The organism is Streptomyces typhae (assembly GCF_009755605.1).
GTDB classification, from domain to species: domain Bacteria; phylum Actinomycetota; class Actinomycetes; order Streptomycetales; family Streptomycetaceae; genus Streptomyces; species Streptomyces typhae.
Genome location: NZ_WPNZ01000009.1, coordinates 330,206 through 346,091, shown reverse-complemented (window position 1 = coordinate 346,091; position 15,886 = coordinate 330,206). Strand labels below are relative to the sequence as shown.

Below are 15,886 nucleotides of genomic sequence, written 5' to 3'. Positions count from 1 at the left end.
ATCGCCCATGGATCCCACACTCTTAGGCACCCGCCTCGCGTCCGCCGCGATCGCCCCCGCCGTCCGCAAGCTGTTCGTACGGGACGGACCCGGCGCAGGACTGGTCGACCGCCCCGTGCGCCTCTCGGCCCTGGTGTCCTTCCGGGGCGAGAAACGCACCCTCACGGAGACCGACGTACGCAAACTGGCGGGCCAGCTGATCCGGAAGGCGGCGGCCACCCCCGGCGAACGGCCGTTCCCGCCGGACGAGGAGACGCCCGTCACCGACGCCCTCGCCCGTCGCCTCCTCGCCCTCGGCGACCTCGACATGGACGACGTCCAGGCCGTGCGCCTCGGCCGGCGGGCCCTGGCCGAAAAGCTCAAGGGGCCCGCCCCGGACGGCCTCTCGGCGGACGCGACCCTCTTCCTGGACACCGTCACCGAGTGGGCCTGCGTCCACATCCTGCACTTCTTCACCCAGCGGAGTACGTTCGTCGCCCGCACCCTGGTGGAGCAGAGCCGGGCCCAGGCGGAGCTGATCGCCAAGGTCGACGAGTTGATCACCCGCACCCCTCGCCCCGACGCCCGCGACGCCGCCTTCGAGCGGCGCTACCTCGACCACATCGCCGACAAGCACAACCGCATCACCATCTACGGCATCGACTTACGGGAGTCCACGGACCGCTGGCCGCTGGAAGTCGCGTACCTGAGCCTGGAGGCGACGGCGGCCGAGAGCCGTCCGGTCGAGGGTGTCCACGGCGTCACGGACGCTCCCGTCACCGTGCAGCTTCCCGCGGACGCGGCGCTCGGCGACCACCCGCGGGTCCTGCTGCGCGGCGACGCGGGCTCCGGCAAGACGACGCTCGTCCAGTGGCTCGCGGTCACCGCGGCCCGCGACGCCACCCGCGTCCCCTTCGTCCTGCCCCTGCGCACCCTGACCAGGGCGGCCGCGCTGCCCGCGCCCGGCGGCTTCCTGGACGCCGTCGGCTGCCCGCTCACGGCGCCCGACGGCTGGGCTGAACAGGTCCTCGGCACGGGCCGCGGCCTCGTCATGGTCGACGGCATCGACGAGGTTCCGACCGGCGACCGGGCCCGCACCCGCGACTGGCTCCTCGACCTCACCCACGCCTACCCCGGCAACCAGTGGCTGGTCACCTCGCGGCCCACCGCCGTACGGCCCACCTGGCTCGCCGACCGCGACTTCCGTGAACTGACCCTCGCCCCGATGACCCGCTCCGGCGTCGCGACCTTCGTACACCGCTGGCACACCGCCGCGGGCGCAGAGCCGTACGAGGAGCAGCTGCGCACCGCCCTGCGCGGCAAGCGCGACCTGGCCCGCATGGCCACCAACCCCCTGATGTGCGGCCTGATCTGCGCGCTGCACCGCGAACGCCGCGGCTTCCTGCCGCAGAGCCGCAAGTCCCTGTACGACGCCGCCCTGACGATGCTCCTCTCCCGTCGTGACCGGGAGCGGGGCATGGGGGCGCCCGACGGCATCGAGCTGGGCGAGGAGGTCCAGCTCGAACTGCTTCAGTCCCTCGCGTACGGGCTGATCCTCAGCGGCCGTACGGAAATGGACCACGACACGGCCCTGTTGCTTCTCGAACGCGCCCTGCCCGACATCGCGTCCGCCGCGGCCCAGGGCGACGCGGCGGCCGTCTTCCGGCACCTCCTGCTGCGCAGCGGCCTCCTCCGTGAGCCCGCACCGGGCGTCGTGCACTTCGTGCACCGCACGTTCCAGGACTACCTGGGTGCCCGCGCCGCGGTGGCCGACGGCCATCTCGACGTCCTGGTCAGCCACGCCGGGGACCCGCAGTGGGAGGACGTCGTCCGCATGTCCGTCGCCCACGCCCGCCCCCGCGAACGCGAATCCCTGCTCCGCAAACTCCTGGCCACCGACCCGGGCCCGCGCGTCAGCCTCCTGGCCCTGGCGTGCCTGGACGACGCGACGAGCCTGTCGTCGACAGTACGGGCGGAGGTCGAGACCCGCGCCTCGGCCCTGATCCCCCCGCGCTCCGCGGCCGAGTCCCGCGCCCTGGCGGAGGCGGGGCCGCTGGTGCTCGAACTGCTGCCGGGGCCGGAGGGACTCACGGACGACGAGGCGCTCGGCGTCGTGCACACCGCCCACCTCGTGGGTACGGACGCTGCCCTTCCCGTACTGAGGCGGTACCGGACTCATCCGTCGTCGAGCGTCCGCGTTCAGATCCTCAACGCCTGGGACAATTTCGACACCGACGAGTACGTCGACGAGATCCTTTCCGGTGTTTTCCCCCGCGACATCTACTTCACGGCACAGAGCAGGACGCAGGGACGAGCGCTGCGCCGCCTCGGCGCTCTTCCCCTCGTCACCATTTTCGGCGGCTACACGGCCGAAGAGCTGCTGACGCTCGTCGCTCCTGACACCCTCGAACGTCTGCATGTCCTGGACAATCCACAGCTGACGGACCTCGCTCCGTTCGCTTCCCTGCGATACCTGAAGGACCTCGGGCTTTCGTCGTGCCCGGCTCTCCGCGACCTCGCCGCGCTGGCTCCGCTTGAGTTGACCTCTCTGAGCCTCGACACCGCCGCGCCCGGCCTGGAGAACTTGACTTCTCTCCGCACCCTGCACATCGGCTATCAGCTGGAAGGGAGAACTCTGAACGAATCGTTGCCCACTCACATCCCGCTGGAGTCGCTCAATCTTCGCCAGCGCACCATCGTCAATACAGGACTGCGCGGTCTGGAGCGATGGCAGACCTTGAAGCGGCTGTCCTTCGGCTTCCTGGGTGAGGGCGAACTCGCCCCCGATACCCTCCAGGATCTGGCCGCCCATCCTTCACTGGAGGAGCTGAGCCTGCACGAGTGGCTTCTGCCCTCATTTGCAAACTCACCGCAGCTGCCCGGAATCCAAACCCTTCACTTATCGGGTTTGCGGGGCACCGAAGATCTCAGCCACCTGAGCAGAGTGTTCCTCAATGTGCGTACAGTCACCGTCTCCCCCGTCTTCGGGCTCTGGCTACCGGCCGATCACTGCGCCGGCACGTTCCCGGACGCCGATGTCGAAGTACGGCAATCGTTCTGGAACGCCCCAGCGAAAAGGGGTTGCCCCGGACCTTGAAGGTCCGGGGCAACCCCTGCACGCCGCTCAGGCAGAGCGCCCGCGTCACGCGTCCTTGCTCAGATTCGGCCCGCCACCCGCAGCCGACTCGATCGGCGGCACGTCCGGGAGTGCCGCCTTCTCCTCGCCGCGGAAGGTGAACGTGGCGGTCTCGCCCTCGCCCTCCGTGTCGACGACCACGATGTGACCGGGGCGCAGCTCGCCGAAGAGGATCTTCTCGGAGAGCGTGTCCTCGACCTCGCGCTGGATGGTGCGGCGCAGCGGCCGCGCACCCAGGACGGGGTCGTACCCCTTCTTGGCGAGGAGCTCCTTGGCGGACTGGGAGAGCTCGATGCCCATGTCCCGGTCCTTGAGGCGCTCGTCCACCTTGGTAATCATGAGGTCGACGATCTGGAGGATGTCGTCCTGGCTGAGCTGCGGGAAGACGACGACGTCGTCCACACGGTTGAGGAACTCGGGCCGGAAGTGCTGCTTCAGCTCGTCCGAGACCTTGTTCTTCATGCGCTCGTAGTTGGACTTCGTGTCGCCCTGGGCGGCGAAGCCCAGGTTGAAGCCCTTGGAGATGTCCCGCGTGCCGAGGTTGGTCGTCATGATGATGACCGTGTTCTTGAAGTCCACGACCCGGCCCTGGGAGTCGGTCAGGCGACCGTCCTCCAGGATCTGCAGGAGCGAGTTGAAGATGTCCGGGTGGGCCTTCTCGACCTCGTCGAAGAGGACGACCGAGAACGGCTTGCGGCGGACCTTCTCCGTGAGCTGACCGCCCTCTTCGTAGCCCACGTAGCCGGGGGGCGAGCCGAAGAGGCGCGAGACCGTGTGCTTCTCGCTGAACTCCGACATGTCGAGGGAGATCAGCGCGTCCTCGTCACCGAAGAGGAACTCGGCGAGGGCCTTGGACAGCTCGGTCTTACCGACACCGGACGGACCGGCGAAGATGAACGAGCCACCGGGGCGCTTCGGGTCCTTCAGACCGGCACGCGTACGCCGGATCGCCTTCGAGAGCGCCTTGACGGCGTCCTTCTGGCCGATGACGCGCTTGTGGAGCTCGTCCTCCATGCGGAGCAGACGGGAGGACTCCTCCTCCGTCAGCTTGAAGACCGGGATGCCCGTCGCCGTGGCGAGGACCTCGGCGATCAGCTCGCCGTCGACCTCGGCGACGACGTCCATGTCGCCGGCCTTCCACTCCTTCTCGCGCTTGGCCTTGGCGGCCAGGAGCTGCTTCTCCTTGTCGCGCAGGGAGGCGGCCTTCTCGAAGTCCTGGGAGTCGATCGCCGACTCCTTGTCCCGGCGCACGCCCGCGATCTTCTCGTCGAACTCGCGGAGGTCCGGCGGCGCGGTCATCCGGCGGATGCGCATCCGGGAGCCCGCCTCGTCGATCAGGTCGATCGCCTTGTCGGGCAGGAAGCGGTCCGAGATGTACCGGTCGGCCAGGGTGGCGGCCTGGACCAGGGCCTCGTCGGTGATGGAGACGCGGTGGTGCGCCTCGTACCGGTCGCGCAGGCCCTTCAGGATCTCGATGGTGTGCGGCAGCGACGGCTCCGCGACCTGGATGGGCTGGAAGCGGCGCTCCAGGGCCGCGTCCTTCTCCAGGTGCTTGCGGTACTCGTCGAGCGTGGTCGCGCCGATGGTCTGGAGCTCGCCGCGGGCCAGCATCGGCTTGAGGATGGAGGCCGCGTCGATGGCGCCCTCGGCGGCACCCGCACCCACGAGCGTGTGCAGCTCGTCGATGAACAGGATGATGTCGCCGCGGGTGCGGATCTCCTTGAGGACCTTCTTCAGGCGCTCCTCGAAGTCACCGCGGTAGCGCGAGCCCGCGACCAGGGCGCCCAGGTCGAGGGTGTAGAGGTGCTTGTCCTTGAGGGTCTCGGGCACCTCGCCCTTGACGATGGCCTGGGCGAGGCCCTCGACGACGGCGGTCTTGCCGACGCCGGGCTCACCGATCAGGACCGGGTTGTTCTTCGTCCGGCGGGACAGCACCTGCATGACCCGCTCGATCTCCTTCTCGCGCCCGATGACCGGGTCGAGCTTGGACTCACGAGCGGCCTGGGTGAGGTTCCGGCCGAACTGGTCGAGGACCAGGGACGTGGAGGGCGTGCCCTCGGCAGGACCGCCGGCGGTGGCGGTCTCCTTGCCCTGGTAGCCGGAGAGCAGCTGGATGACCTGCTGCCGCACCCGGTTGAGATCGGCGCCCAGCTTGACCAGGACCTGGGCGGCGACGCCCTCGCCCTCGCGGATCAGGCCGAGCAGGATGTGCTCCGTGCCGATGTAGTTGTGCCCGAGCTGAAGGGCCTCGCGGAGCGAGAGCTCCAGGACCTTCTTGGCACGGGGGGTGAAGGGGATGTGCCCGGACGGGGCCTGCTGCCCCTGCCCGATGATCTCCTCCACCTGCTGGCGGACCGCCTCGAGCGAAATCCCGAGGCTCTCCAGGGCCTTAGCGGCGACACCCTCACCCTCGTGGATCAGGCCCAGGAGGATGTGCTCGGTGCCGATGTAGTTGTGGTTGAGCATCCGGGCTTCTTCCTGAGCCAGGACGACAACCCGCCGCGCGCGGTCGGTGAACCTCTCGAACATCGTTAATCGCTCCTCAGAGCGGTCAGGCAGTAAGGGGACGCTCCCCTCCCTGTCCTTCCGCAGCTTAGTCCCGCAAGCGGGGACCGCTCATTCCAACTGCCGACACCCGTCCGGATCACCCTCACTACGGTAGAGAACGCTTCCTGACTCCAACGCCGACACATGCCACAACCCGATGGTGCGAGACGATGTTCCCGCAGGCCAGGCAGTTACCCTCACCGTGAGTACGCCGTTGGCGAACGTGAGACACCTGAACGCTGCGTGTCGCCCCTCCCCACTAGGGATGTCTTACCCGTATGCACTGACACTCCATGCCGCGCGCACTGGTTCCCTCCGCTACGGGCGAACACCCTTGCGCCGTGAAATGCGCCCGCACGCCCCCGATCCGGCCACCGAGCGCGATCGAAACCACACCCAGTGTGACGGAGCCGTAACCCCAGTGTGCCTCGTCCGGTTGCTCCGGGCATGGCCCTCAGCGTTCCTCGCCCCCGACCGCCGGCCGACCGGCGCGACACGGCCGGTCCCTGGGATCCGGCGGCGGAGCGGTGCTGGTACGAGAACGGCCTCGGCTGGGCCGTGGCTCCCGATTCCGACCGCGCCCCGGGGGCCGGGCTCCGGCTGCTGACGGGGCTGCGCTTCGACGTCGTAGAACTGCCGGCGGAAGCGGGTTTCGCGGCGCTGCGGCACGCGGGCCCGAAGGCGCCCGTAGCCCTGCACGGCGGGACGATGCGGCTCTTCGTGGCCGCGGGCAGCGCGGACGAGCTGCCGGGGCTGCTCGACTGGCTGGAGTGGGGGGACATTCCCCTGGACCTCGGGGGGATCGGCGCGGGCGGCCTCGTGGACGCGCCCACCCCTCCCGGCGCGGTCGGCCGACCGGGGGCCGCCGTGTGGCTGCGGGCCCCCGAGCCCGGCTGTGAGGTGGAGGCGACGTTGCCGTCGCTGACGCTGTCGTCGTTCACGACGCCGTCGGTGCCGTCAGCGCCGCCGACGGCGCCGTCCGCCCCGGTGCCGAGCCCGGCCCCGTGCGCGGACGGCAGCGGAACCGACCCCCATTCCGGCTCCGCCGCGGGCTCCGACCTCGTACGCCTCGTGGACACGGCGGCAACGCAGTGCCACCGGATCCGCCTGCGGCGCCAGAGCAGTCAGCCGTTGGCCTTCTCGTAGGCCTCGCGGATGGACGCGGGGACGCGGCCGCGGTCGTTGACCTCGAAGCCGTTGTCCTTCGCCCACGCGCGGATCTGCGCGGTGTCCTGGCTGCCGCCGGACGTCGCGGCCCGGGACTTGCCGCGGCCGCTGGAGCGGCCGCCCGTCCGACGCCCGCTCTTCACGTACGCCTCGAGGAGACCGCGGAGCTTGTCTGCGTTGGCGGTGGTGAGATCGATCTCGTACGTCTTGCCGTCCAGCGCGAACGTCACGGTCTCGTCCGCCTCGCCGCCGTCGAGGTCATCGACAAGAAGGACCTGAACCTTCTGTGCCACCGGATTTCCTTTCATCGATAACTTCAGGGCCGGACCATGCGGCATGAGCCGCCGATTCGCCGCCCCCTGTTATATGCAGCACTGCAGTACGTCGGAAAGCAAACCGCTTTTCCTGGAAAAACACAAACCCCTGGGAGAGACCGGCTCGACGGGATCCCGGGAAACATGCGCGTTTCGGACATAGCCCACCCGGGCAGGTGACTGCCCGGAATAGCTCGGTCACGATCACAGATGCAGAAGCATCCGGCTGTTGCCCAAGGTGTTCGGTTTCACTCGTTCGAGGCCGAGGAACTCGGCGACGCCCTCGTCATAGGAACGGAGCAGCTCGCTGTAGACATCTCGGTCGACGGTATCGACGGACGTCTCGCCGATCTCCACGAAGCCGTGCTTGGCGAAGAAGTCGACTTCGAAGGTGAGGCAGAAAACGCGTCGTACGCCGAGCCAGCGCGCGGTCCGCAGCAACTCACCGAGCAGCCGATGCCCCACACCCGCGCCCTTGACCTGTGGATTCACCGCCAGGGTGCGCACTTCGGCGAGGTCTTCCCACATCACGTGCAACGCGCCGCAGCCCACCACGGGCCCGGCTTTGCCTTGGCCGGAGACGCGTTCCGCCACCCAGAACTCCTGGATGTCCTCGTAAAGCGTGACGGTCGCTTTGTCGAGCAGGATGCCCCGCCGGACGTAGGGGTCGAGCAGGGCCCGCACGGCGGGCACATCGGCGGTACGGGCCCTGCGCACCGAGACCGCATTTGCCTGGAGCATGCCGGGCGCGCCGAGTTCACTGGGTGCGGTGGGTTCGCCGGGTGGCTGGGACAGTTCGTCGGGCTGTGCTGGCATGAGCGGACGCTATCGTTCGGGCCCGGACTCCGGGCCCGCGGGGTTCTGCGCCTCTTCCGCCGCCGCTCGGGCTTCGCCTTCGCCGCGAAGCACACCGCCTTCGGCCGTGCGAACAGTGCCGTCCTCAGCCGTGCGAAGCGTGTCGCCTTCGACCATGCGAACGGCGTCGCTGAGTGCTTGCCGCTGCTGCGGCGACATCATGCCGAAGAACGCGACGAGTGCGGCCGCCGGGTTGTCACTCTGCGACCATGCTTCGTTCATCAGTGCGGCGGCGTACGCGGCACGGGTGGAGACCGCCTCATATCGATAGGCCCGGCCTTCCGCTTCGCGGCGCACCCAGCCCTTCTGATGGAGATTGTCCAAAACGGTCATGACAGTCGTGTACGCGATGGACCGTTCCTGCTGAAGGTCTTCCAGGACTTCTCGAACGGTCACGGGGCGGTTCCACTTCCACACCCGGGTCATCACTGCGTCTTCGAGTTCTCCCAAGGGGCGAGGCACAGTGGAACGATAGTGCGCGATGCCACTCATGACGTGATGGACGTGGCATACCGGTCACTTTCACAACAAAAAGGGCGTACGACCCGAGTGTCGGGCCGTACGCCGATGCAGCGGTCGTACGGGTCAGGCGTCGCCGGTCCTCGGGGTCTGCTGCGCGGACTCGGCGCGGGCGATCGCCGCGTCCACGGCGGCGTCCTCCTTGGCCTTGTTGGCGCCGCCCTGGGTCTTGACGATCGTCACGATGAGGCCGACGAAGAACACGGCCATCACTACAGGGGGCACGAGCGCGGAGACGTAGTCCATGCCCCCAGCGTAGCTAGCCCGCGGCGGCGCGTTGCGCGGGGGCGGCGGGTCGTGCCGGGCGTTTGGGCGGGAACACCTCGGCCGGGGTGGGCGTCGGGCGGGGGCGCTCCTGCGGGTCCTGCGCGGGCGCGGGGCGCTCGGCGGGCGGCCTCGCGCGGGGTCCCGGCCTCTTGTCGTCCGCGGCGGTGCGCCCGCCGGGCAGGGCGAGCAGCCGGGTCCGGGAGACCGGCACACGGGGACGGACCACGACGGGCCTGTCCGCCGGGGTGTTCTCCCGGGACGCCGTGTCGGCGCCCTCCCGGAACGCCGTGGCGGCGCTCTCCCGCGACGCCGCGGCGGCGAGGCGGTCCCGTACGGCCTGCTCGGCGAGCGTCCGGCAGCGGCCGAGGAGCACCGCCGCGCGGGGGTTGCCGCGCAGGGCGCGCAGGGCCGCGAGGTCGTCGGCGTCGGGCTGGTACCCGGCCCCGAGCACGTCGTCGAGGAGCGCCAGGTACCCGGTCGCGGTGCCGGGCAGCGCGGCCCGGTAGCGGGCCAGGTCGGCCACCAGGAAGGCGCGCAGCCGGGCGCCCTCGCGCACCGCCTCGTCGATGTCGTCGGCGAGGCGCACGCATTCCTGCACGGCCTGGTCGTCAAGGGCGCGGACGGTACTGGGGTGCAGGGCGTGGGCCAGAGCACGGCGGAGCACTCGCAGCTCCTGCGCACCGAAGGCCATGCCGCCCCGGGATCCGTATGGCGTGGGCATGAACCGACGATAAGCGCAAACGGGACAAAATCTGCTTAACGGATGCTTTGGCGTGGCCTTGGGTTGCCCAGGTTCCCCGAAAGGGCGGGCAGGGCTGGGCGGGGTCAGTCCGGGCGGCGGCGCGTCGTCGCGAAGGCCACCGCTCCCACTCCGATGGCCCCGGCCGCCCCGGCCACGATCCAGGGCACGACGCCCGCTCCGGTGTCCGCCATTCGGTCGCGCGGGGCGTTCGGGGCGTCCTGGGCGTTCGGGGCGTCCGGCGCGTTCGGGGTGTCCGGCGCGTTCGGGGCGTCCCGCGCGGTTGTGGGAGCGGGGGTGGCGGGAGGCGCGGCGGTGGTGGCCACCCCGTGGGGTGCCGTCGCGGCCGCGGTGGCACCGGCCGCCCCGGTACCCGCACCGGCACCCGCCCACGCCACCACCACTGCGGCCGCCACCACGCCCAGCCGCGCCCTGCGCCTCATCCGCCCCACGCCCACTCGAACACCCGCACACGAAACCCGCACAAGAATCCCGGTCACCATCCGTCCCCGCACAGACTGTTGGAGACGGACACAGATTGTCCGACGTAAGCGAAAAGTTGGCGACGAGCCGCGCTCCGCGGCGCAAAATCATGCTCAGCCGCGGGACACGTTCCGCTCGTACACGAGCCGGAGTCCGATCAGCGTCAGCCAGGGCTCGTGCTCGTCGATGACGGACGCCTCGCCGAGCACCATCGGCGCGAGGCCGCCGGTGGCGATCACGGTCACGTCCTCGGGGTCCCCGCCGGGACCGGCGAGTTCGCGCGCCATCCGCCGTACGACGCCGTCGACCTGGCCCGCGAAGCCGTACAGGATGCCCGCCTGCATGGCCTCCACGGTGTTCTTGCCGATGACGCTGCGCGGCCGGGCCAGCTCGATCTTGCGGAGCTGCGCGCCGCGTACGCCGAGCGCCTCCACGGAGATCTCGATGCCGGGGGCGATGACGCCGCCGGCGTACTCCCCGCGCGCGGACACCGCGTCGAACGTCGTGGCCGTACCGAAGTCCACGACGATCGCGGGTCCGCCGTAGAGCTCCACCGCGGCGACCGCGTTGATGATGCGGTCGGCGCCGACCTCCTTGGGGTTGTCCATGAGGATGGGCACGCCGGTCTTGATGCCGGGCTCCACGAGGACGGCGGGCACGTCCCCGTAGTAGCGCCGGGTGACCTCGCGCAGCTCGTGCAGGACGGAGGGGACCGTGGAGCAGATCGCGATGCCGTCGATGCCGTCGCCGAGCGCGCCGCCGAGCAGCGGGTGCATGCCCATCAGGCCCTTGAGCAGCACCGCGAGTTCGTCGGCGGTGCGGCGGGCGTCGGTGGAGATGCGCCAGTGCTCGACGATGTCCTCGCCGTCGAACAGGCCGAGGACGGTGTGGGTGTTGCCTACGTCGATCGTCAACAGCATGGCGGGTTACTCCGCCTCGCGCGCGGGGGCCTCGGCGGCCTCCCTCAGGTCGAGGCCGATGTCGAGGATGGGCGAGGAGTGCGTGAGGGCGCCCACGGCGAGGTAGTCGACGCCGGTGCGCGCGTACGCGGCGGCGTTCTCCAGGGTGAGGCGGCCGGAGGACTCCAGGAGTGCGCGGCCCGCGACGAGGGCGACGGCCTCCTCCGTCTCGCCGGGCGTGAAGTTGTCCAGGAGGATCAGGTCGGCGCCCGCGTCCACGACCTCGCGCAGCTGGTGGAGGGTGTCCACCTCGACCTCCACCGGCACGCCCGGGAACATCTCCCGTACGGCCTTGAAGGCCTGGGTCACGCCGCCCGCGGCGACCACGTGGTTGTCCTTGACGAGGGCGGCGTCGGCGAGGGACATGCGGTGGTTGACGCCGCCGCCCATGCGGACCGCGTACTTCTCCAGGGAGCGCAGGCCGGGCGTCGTCTTGCGGGTGTCGCGGACCTTGGCGCCGGTGCCCTCCAGGGCGTCCGCCCACGCGCGCGTGGCGGTCGCGATGCCGGACAGGCGGCACAGGATGTTCAGGGCGCTGCGCTCGGCGGTGAGCAGGTCGCGGGTACGCGTGGTGATGCTCAGGAGCACGTCCCCGGCTTCGACGCGCTCGCCGTCCTCGACGTGCCGCTCGACCTCGAACTCGTCCTCACAGACCACGGAGAGGACGGCTTCGGCGATGCGCAGGCCCGCGACGGTGCCCGCCTGCCGGGCGGTGAAGTCGGCGGTGGCGACGGCGTCCTCGGGGATGGTGGCGACCGTCGTGACGTCCACGGCGTCCGGCGAGAACTCCATGTCCTCGGCGATGGCGAGGTGCGCGACGTCCTCGATCTGGACGGGGTCGAGGCCCGCGTCGGCCAGCATCCGGGCGAGCGACGGGTCGAGGCCGCACTCCATCGCGTCGGGCGTCGCGTCGCCGCAGCCGCAGGCGTCGCCGCAGCCGCCGTTGCCGTCGGCGAGGGGGAGGTCTGGGGTGCTCACGTCGGTCACTGCTCCTGGGTGCTCGGGAAACGGGCGTTGTCGGTGGTACGGGTGGTGAGCGTCCTGTCGGGGTTCAGACGGACGACGATGTGCCGTCCCCAGGCCGCGTCGTCGCGGTCCGCGCGGTCCTCGCGCCAGTGGCAGCCACGAGTCTCCTCGCGCCGCTGTGCCGCCGCCACCAGGACGCGGGCGACGCACAGCAGGTTGGTGGTCTCCCAGGTGTCCACGCCGGGTTCGGCGGTCTTGCCGTCCTCGGCGAGCGCGCCCGCGGCGTCCGCGTGCACGGCGGCGAGCCGTTCGGCGGCCTCGGCGAGGGACTCGGCGGAGCGCAGCACGCCCGCGCCCGCGGTCATCACGCGCTGGATGGTGAAGCGGGCCTCTGGGGGCAGCAGCGGGTGGGCCGGGTGCTCCGGCGGCGTGGTGTCGGCGGGCACGCGCGCGTGGGAGGTGTGCGGTGCCTGTTCGCCCCGGGCCCGCGCCCGTTCGGCGGGCACGCGCGCGTGCGAGGTGCGCGCGTGCGAGGTGCTGGAAGTCTGCGGGGCACCCTCCGCAGCCTGCGAGGCGCCCTCCGCGTGCAGCGCGCCCGTGGCGTGCAGCGCGGCGATGTCGTCCGCGATCCGCTCCGCGTACACCAGGCCCTCCAGGAGGGAGTTGGACGCGAGCCGGTTCGCGCCGTGCACGCCGGTGCAGGCGACCTCACCGCAGGCGTACAGGCCCGGGACGGTGGTGCGGCCGCGCAGGTCGGTGCGGACGCCGCCGGAGGCGTAGTGGGCGGCGGGGGCGACCGGGACGGGCTCGGTGACGGGGTCGATGCCGTGGGCGCGGCAGGCGGCCAGGATCGTGGGGAAGCGGGTGGCCCACATGTCGGGGCCGAAGTGCCGGGCGTCCAGGTACATGTGCTCGGTGCCCTGTTCCAGCATGCGGCGCGTGATGCCCTTGGCGACGATGTCGCGCGGCGCCAGCTCGGCGAGTTCGTGCTGCCCCACCATGAAGCGCACACCGTCGGCGTCCACCAGGTGGGCGCCCTCGCCGCGCACCGCCTCGGAGACGAGCGGCTGCTGGCCCTCGGCGTCCGCGCCCAGGAAGAGCACGGTCGGGTGGAACTGCACGAACTCCAGGTCGGACACCTCGGCGCCCGCGCGCAGGGCGAGCGCGACGCCGTCCCCGGTGGACACCGAGGGGTTCGTGGTCGCGGAGAAGACCTGGCCCATGCCGCCGGTGGCGAGCACCACGGCGGGCGCCCGCACGGCACCGACGCCGTCGTGCTGGCCCTCCCCCATCACATGCAGGGTGACGCCGGCCGTGCGCCCCTCCTCGTCCGTCAGCAGGTCGAGGACCAGGGCGTTCTCGACGGTGGGTATGCCGCGCGCGCGGACCGCTTCGACCAGGGTGCGGGAGATCTCCGCGCCGGTCGCGTCGCCGCCCGCGTGCGCGATGCGGCGGCGGTGGTGGCCGCCCTCGCGGGTGAGCGCCAGGTCCCCGGCGGCGGACTCGTCGAACCGGGCGCCCGTCTCGATGAGGCGGCGCACGGCGTCGGGACCCTCGGTGACGAGGGTGCGCACCGCTTCCTCGTCGCACAGCCCGGCGCCCGCGACGAGGGTGTCGTCCAGGTGCTGCTCGGGGGTGTCGCCCTCGCCGAGCGCCGCCGCGATGCCGCCCTGGGCCCAGCGCGTGGAGCCGTCGTCCAGACGCGCCTTGGTCACGACGACGGTCGTCAGGCCTGCGGCCGAGCAGCGCAGGGCGGCGGTCAGGCCGGCCACTCCGGAACCGACGACCACGACGTCGGCATCCAGCGACCAGCCGGGAGCGGGGGCGTACAGGCGTATGCCGGTAGCACTCATGCGGGGGCTCCGAACGTGAGCGGGATGTTGTCGATCAGGCGGGTCGTGCCGACCTTGGCGGCGACGGCGAGGACGGCGTCGCCGCGGTGGCCGCCGCCGATCTCCTGGAAGTCGGACGGGTCGACCAGGGCCAGATAGTCGAGGACCAGCGGCGGGCGCAGGCGCGCGGCCTCGTCGAGGATCTGCCGGGCCGCGGCGCGCACGGCGTCGGGGCCGACGGGTCCGGTCGGCAGGGCGGCGGCCACGGCGTGCGCGTCGGCGGCGGCGCGGGCCTCGCCGAGCGCGTTGAGGCCGTCCACGCGCGCGTGCGTGGCGGGCGCGAGGGCGGCGCGGGCGCGCAGCGCCTCCTGCGCGGCGTGCCGGTCGCGGCCCGCGAACAGGGCGTGGGACAGCGCGAGCGCGGTGCGGCGCTCGTCCGGCGAGAGGTAGCGGTTGCGGCTGGAGCGGGCGAGGCCGTCGTCCTCGCGGACCGTCGGCACGCCGACGATCTCCACGTCGAAGTTCAGGTCGCGGACCATGCGGCGGATCAGGGCGAGCTGCTGGGCGTCCTTCTGGCCGAACAGCGCCACGTCCGGCGCGGTCAGGTGCAGGAGCTTGGCGACGACGGTCAGCACGCCGTCGAAGTGCCCGGGGCGCGTGGCCCCTTCGAGGACGTCGCCCATGGGGCCCGCGGTGACCCGCACCTGCGGCTCGCCGCCGGGGTAGACCTCGTCGACGTCGGGGGCGAACACGACGTCGGCACCGGCCCGCGCGGCGATCTCGACGTCGGCGTCGAGGGTGCGGGGGTAGCGGTCCAGGTCCTCGCCCGCGCCGAACTGCAAGGGGTTCACGAAGACCGTGACGACGACTTCGCCGCCGGTCCCCGCCGTGCGCCGTGCGGTGCGGATCAGCGTGGCGTGGCCGTCGTGCAGGGCGCCCATGGTCATGACGACGACCCGTCGGCCGCTGTGCGTACGGGCGCGCAGGTCCTTGGCGGTGTGCAGGAGGGAGACACTCATCGCTGCTCCCCGTCGTCCGGGCCGCTGCCGCGGGGCCCGTCCGGGCCGCTGTCTCGGGACCCGTCCGGGCCCCCGTCGCCGAGGCCGCCCGGACCCCCGTCAGGGAACCCGCTCGGACCCCCGTCGCGGGACCCGTCCGGGCCCCCGTCGGGAAACCCGCCCGGACCCCCGTCAGGAAACCCGCCCGGACCCCCGTCACGGAATCCGCCCGGACCGCCCGGCCCCGGCACGCCACCGGCGAGCACGCCCAGCAGGTCCTCGGCCAGTTCCGGCTTGAGCAGGCCGTGGGCGAGCGCGCGGTCGGCGGTCGCGCGGGCCATCGCCAGATAGCCCGCGACGGTCCCCGGGGCGTGCTTGCGCAACTCGGCGACGTGCGCGGCGACCGTGCCCGCGTCCCCGCGCGCGACGGGCCCCGTCAGGGCGGCGTCCCCGGAGCGCAGGGCGTTGTCGAGCGCCGCTCCGAGCAGCGGGCCGAGCATCCGGTCGGGGGCGTTCACTCCCGCGTCGCGCAGCAGCTCCATGGCCTCGGCGACCAGCGTGACCAGGTGGTTCGCGCCGAGGGCGAGGGCGGCGTGGTAGAGCGGGCGGGCCTCCTCCGCGATCCACTCGGGTTCGCCGCCCATCTCGATGACCAGGGCCTCCGCGGCGAGCCTCAGCTCCTCGGGGGCGGTCACGCCGAAGGAGCACCCGGCCAGGCGCTGTACGTCGACGGGGGTGCCGGTGAACGTCATGGCGGGGTGCAGAGCGAGGGGCAGCGCGCCCGCGCGGAGTGCGGGGTCGAGGACCTTCGTGCCGTACCGCCCGGAGGTGTGCACCAGGAGCTGGCCCGGTCGCACCGCACCTGTCTCGGCGAGGCCTTCGACCAGGCCGGGAAGCGCGTCGTCGGGGACGGTGAGCAGCACAAGATCGGCGCGTTCGAGGACCTGCGAGGGCGAGACCAGCGGCACGTCGGGCAGCAGCAGGGCGGCGCGCCGCCGTGAGCTCTCGGACACGCCGGACGCGGCCACCGGGCGGTGCCCGGCGAGCTGAAGCGACGCGGCGAGCGCGGGGCCGACACGGCCCGCTCCGACGACGCCCACGGAGAGCCGGGCGGGGCGGTTCCTG

14 protein-coding genes are annotated in these 15,886 nt (G+C 71.7%); 2 read left to right on the top strand and 12 right to left on the bottom strand.

The annotated features are described in order from the left end of the window. The first annotated feature begins 7 nt into the window (after positions 1–7). The gene (locus tag GPA10_RS18845) at positions 8–3,076 is read left to right on the top strand and encodes an NACHT domain-containing protein (protein ID WP_157166494.1); all 3,069 of its coding nucleotides are present in this window, start codon (positions 8–10) and stop codon (positions 3,074–3,076) included. A gap of 45 nt (positions 3,077–3,121) precedes the next feature. Here GPA10_RS18845 and GPA10_RS18840 read toward each other — a convergent pair whose 3' ends face one another. Beyond that, entirely contained in the window at positions 3,122–5,644 is a 2,523-nt protein-coding gene (locus GPA10_RS18840; protein WP_058850325.1) for an ATP-dependent Clp protease ATP-binding subunit, read from the bottom strand. A gap of 465 nt (positions 5,645–6,109) precedes the next feature. Here GPA10_RS18840 and GPA10_RS18835 point away from each other — a divergent pair, with 465 nt between their 5' ends. After that, a complete protein-coding gene (locus tag GPA10_RS18835) occupies positions 6,110–6,808 on the top strand; it encodes an SCO3374 family protein (RefSeq protein ID WP_157166493.1) in 699 nt (232 codons plus the stop codon). Here the strand turns inward: GPA10_RS18835 and GPA10_RS18830 are convergent. From GPA10_RS18830 to GPA10_RS18780, 11 genes are all read right to left on the bottom strand, one after another. Further along, complete coding sequence (locus GPA10_RS18830; protein ID WP_058850323.1) at positions 6,787–7,122, bottom strand: histone-like nucleoid-structuring protein Lsr2; 336 nt, start codon at positions 7,120–7,122, stop codon at positions 6,787–6,789. The genes GPA10_RS18835 and GPA10_RS18830 overlap by 22 nt on opposite strands. Positions 7,123–7,347: 225 nt before the next feature. Then, complete coding sequence (locus GPA10_RS18825) at positions 7,348–7,884, bottom strand: amino-acid N-acetyltransferase (protein WP_157166569.1); 537 nt, start codon at positions 7,882–7,884, stop codon at positions 7,348–7,350. Between the two features lie 84 nt (positions 7,885–7,968). Beyond that, positions 7,969–8,460: a BlaI/MecI/CopY family transcriptional regulator gene (locus GPA10_RS18820; RefSeq protein WP_343041084.1), complete on the bottom strand. Its 492-nt coding sequence runs from the start codon at positions 8,458–8,460 to the stop codon at positions 7,969–7,971. 123 nt (positions 8,461–8,583) lie between these two features. Further along, positions 8,584–8,763 (bottom strand): hypothetical protein, encoded by a 180-nt coding sequence (locus GPA10_RS18815; protein WP_058850322.1) that lies wholly within the window; start codon positions 8,761–8,763, stop codon positions 8,584–8,586. Positions 8,764–8,776: 13 nt separating this feature from the next. Then, entirely contained in the window at positions 8,777–9,475 is a 699-nt protein-coding gene (locus tag GPA10_RS18810; protein ID WP_157166568.1) for a hypothetical protein, read from the bottom strand. 134 nt (positions 9,476–9,609) lie between these two features. Then, positions 9,610–9,966 carry a hypothetical protein gene (locus GPA10_RS18805; protein WP_157166490.1) on the bottom strand — a complete coding sequence of 119 codons (357 nt, stop codon included), beginning with the start codon at positions 9,964–9,966 and terminating at the stop codon, positions 9,610–9,612. Between the two features lie 153 nt (positions 9,967–10,119). Then, entirely contained in the window at positions 10,120–10,926 is an 807-nt protein-coding gene (locus tag GPA10_RS18800; protein WP_157166489.1) for a type III pantothenate kinase, read from the bottom strand. 6 nt (positions 10,927–10,932) lie between these two features. Then, complete coding sequence (nadC, locus tag GPA10_RS18795) at positions 10,933–11,943, bottom strand: carboxylating nicotinate-nucleotide diphosphorylase (protein WP_343041070.1); 1,011 nt, start codon at positions 11,941–11,943, stop codon at positions 10,933–10,935. Between the two features lie 5 nt (positions 11,944–11,948). After that, positions 11,949–13,784: an L-aspartate oxidase gene (locus GPA10_RS18790; RefSeq protein WP_157166488.1), complete on the bottom strand. Its 1,836-nt coding sequence runs from the start codon at positions 13,782–13,784 to the stop codon at positions 11,949–11,951. Further along, entirely contained in the window at positions 13,781–14,782 is a 1,002-nt protein-coding gene (gene panC / locus GPA10_RS18785; protein WP_157166487.1) for a pantoate--beta-alanine ligase, read from the bottom strand. The genes GPA10_RS18790 and panC overlap by 4 nt, the downstream gene beginning before the upstream one ends. Further along, the gene (locus GPA10_RS18780; protein ID WP_343041083.1) at positions 14,779–15,861 is read right to left on the bottom strand and encodes a Rossmann-like and DUF2520 domain-containing protein; all 1,083 of its coding nucleotides are present in this window, start codon (positions 15,859–15,861) and stop codon (positions 14,779–14,781) included. The genes panC and GPA10_RS18780 overlap by 4 nt, the downstream gene beginning before the upstream one ends. Positions 15,862–15,886: the final 25 nt, after the last annotated feature.

Coding starts and splice junctions, on each gene's coding strand:
- GPA10_RS18845 (WP_157166494.1), top strand. CDS start 8: ATGGATCCCACACTCTTAGGCACCCGCCTCGCGTCCGCCGCGATCGCC.
- GPA10_RS18840 (WP_058850325.1), bottom strand. CDS start 5,644: ATGTTCGAGAGGTTCACCGACCGCGCGCGGCGGGTTGTCGTCCTGGCT.
- GPA10_RS18835 (WP_157166493.1), top strand. CDS start 6,110: ATGGCCCTCAGCGTTCCTCGCCCCCGACCGCCGGCCGACCGGCGCGAC.
- GPA10_RS18825 (WP_157166569.1), bottom strand. CDS start 7,884: ATGCTCCAGGCAAATGCGGTCTCGGTGCGCAGGGCCCGTACCGCCGAT.
- GPA10_RS18815 (WP_058850322.1), bottom strand. CDS start 8,763: ATGGACTACGTCTCCGCGCTCGTGCCCCCTGTAGTGATGGCCGTGTTC.
- GPA10_RS18810 (WP_157166568.1), bottom strand. CDS start 9,475: ATGGCCTTCGGTGCGCAGGAGCTGCGAGTGCTCCGCCGTGCTCTGGCC.
- GPA10_RS18805 (WP_157166490.1), bottom strand. CDS start 9,966: ATGAGGCGCAGGGCGCGGCTGGGCGTGGTGGCGGCCGCAGTGGTGGTG.
- GPA10_RS18800 (WP_157166489.1), bottom strand. CDS start 10,926: ATGCTGTTGACGATCGACGTAGGCAACACCCACACCGTCCTCGGCCTG.
- GPA10_RS18790 (WP_157166488.1), bottom strand. CDS start 13,784: ATGAGTGCTACCGGCATACGCCTGTACGCCCCCGCTCCCGGCTGGTCG.
- panC (WP_157166487.1), bottom strand. CDS start 14,782: ATGAGTGTCTCCCTCCTGCACACCGCCAAGGACCTGCGCGCCCGTACG.